We start from the raw sequence: 1,838 nt of genomic DNA on the forward strand, positions 1-1,838 counted from the left end.
CCCAGGTTGTGGTTGACGAACACATAGTTGGTGCCATCAATATTCGTGTGGGAGACTCCATCCACACTACCGATAAAGGTGAAGGTTTCTGTGGCACTAGCTGTTAAGGGATTGTCGCCACTATCGACTTCTCCTATATTGTCTACGGGGAAGGCGGCAGCAGGGTCTGTGGCGAGGAAGGGAAATTCTCCTTCTAGTAAGGGAATTTCGTCTCCGAATGTTAATAGGGGAATACTGGTATAGTCACTATTAAGATCAATTAAATAGGATTCATCCATAAATAATACTTTCCTCGGTCTAAATTTAGATCAACTTCTCGCCTTGATTCTATAAACAATAAATTTAAAAATACGGAGTTGCAATAAAAATTAATAGGTTTAAGATCCCTTTTATGTAATATAAATTAATAAATTCTACAGTGCGAATTTATATAGGATTTTTAGCTTGATTCTTTGACTTATAGATCCAGAAAACAACGGTAAAATGAACCCAAAAAAAAGACTGGACAAGACAGATACTGAAGACCTTCTTGTCCAGGGAAATTCATCGTAATTTCTCAGTTTTATTGCAGTATTCACCTTGTGGCAATTTCCTCAATCCCCTTCGGCGAAACAACGATAAAAACTAGTGTCAATTACTTCTATTTTCCGATTCTAGATTCAGAGATTAAGCTCAGAATCTATTATGCTTGATAAACCGTCAATATAGCCATCAAGTCCAGTTGAAGCAGTAGGGATTGTCAATAACAATTGACCACCAACGCCTAAATTACTATCATCATTGAGACTATTAGCGGAGACTGTAGAGATATAAGCACTCAAGCCAGTGTCATCAAAGTTATTATCGACTTCCGTAATCCCCTCAATCTCCCAAGGAGTAGTCCCATAGAAATCAATTCCAATCTGGTTAGTCTCGGCAAAAGGTGTAAGCTCATCCGTTGTAGTGTCGTAAATAAAGGAGCCGCCCGCATTATCTTGCACGATAACCTGACCATTATCATCTACTAACACACTGTCAAAATCACCAGTTGCCAACAGGGTGAAAGTCCCTGCTTCAGTATAGGGGGTAGGACTATCCGCAAACGTTAGATTATATAAACCAGTGGGGCCAGTTACATAGAAACTACTAGTGTTAGTAGGATCTTCGGTCAGACCACCAAAATCAGTGAAGTTGGTCGAACGCCATACCCCATCGTCACTACCATTTACCCAATCAGATAGAGCTCCTGCGTTGAGAGTATTAATCGCATTTCCTTCAGGGATCTCACTTAGGTCATTGAGGGGATTGCCATCCACCAAAACCCACTCTGCGCCAAAAGTAGTGCCTTCTGTAATCCCAGTTTCATCTGCTACTACATTACCTGCATCGTCAGTGATTTTTAAGACGTACAAATTATCGTCAAAATCAACGAAACCATTAGTGTTACCTTGGACTCGATTTCCCACCCACATATACAATTCCGCATCACCATCAGAAGCTTCTGTGGATAAAAGAATGGTGTCGCCAAAGGGCACCCCATCTTCCCCGACTGTAGGTAGGTAATCTAGAGTAGAGATTACTTGAGATCTTGCAAAGGCTCCAAAACCTAATACTGGTACTGAGATGCCATTGGCGATGTGGAAATGAGCTACACCATTTTCCACTCCATCTCCATTAAAGATAAATGGTAAGGCTTGACCTCCGCGACGACGGAAGCCAGTTTCGGCGATCGAAATGGAACTGAGGCTCGGATAGTTGTTTTGCCCTTCTATCTGAAGAGAGTTATAGACCTGGGGAAAACTGTTCTCAAGGCGTTCTAGCCATGTTTGCCCTGGCACATCCGATTCCGAGGCTAGGAA

Annotated in this window: 1 protein-coding gene and 1 pseudogene; both read right to left on the reverse strand. The window is 41.8% G+C overall.

Translation table 11 applies throughout. From position 1 onward, the window contains the following. Positions 1 to 278 (reverse strand): hypothetical protein (locus XEN7305_RS00055; protein WP_006507237.1); only part of this gene is annotated, 278 nt, incomplete at its 3' end. A gap of 381 nt (positions 279 to 659) precedes the next feature. Continuing rightward, positions 660 to 1,838 (reverse strand): annotated as a pseudogene (locus XEN7305_RS28800) (hypothetical protein); the annotation flags it as partial.

The organism is Xenococcus sp. PCC 7305 (genome assembly GCF_000332055.1).
GTDB lineage: Bacteria > Cyanobacteriota > Cyanobacteriia > Cyanobacteriales > Xenococcaceae > Xenococcus.